Raw genomic sequence first — 208 nt, 5'->3', positions numbered from 1 at the left:
ACCCAATCGCCAGATCTTTGTGGTGGTCGAGGGCGTGTATTCGATGGACGGGGACCTCGCGCCGTTGCCGCGCGTGAGTGAACTGTGCCGCGAATACGGTGCGACGCTGGTGGTCGACGATGCACACGGCACGGGCGTGATGGGCCCGAGCGGCCACGGCACGTCGGAGCATTTCGGCATGACGAGCGGCATCGACCTCTGCATGGGT

The 208-nt window shown here is 65.4% G+C and carries 1 protein-coding gene; it reads left to right on the top strand.

Going from position 1 to position 208, the window contains the following annotated elements; genetic code table 11:
• Positions 1 to 208 (top strand): aminotransferase class I/II-fold pyridoxal phosphate-dependent enzyme (locus tag U5782_RS41585; protein WP_322049662.1); only part of this gene is annotated, 208 nt, incomplete at both ends.

It is taken from the genome of Paraburkholderia sp. J67 (genome assembly GCF_905220265.1).
In the GTDB taxonomy this organism is placed as follows: Bacteria; Pseudomonadota; Gammaproteobacteria; order Burkholderiales; family Burkholderiaceae; genus Paraburkholderia.
This window is presented reverse-complemented; position numbering and strand designations above follow the sequence as displayed.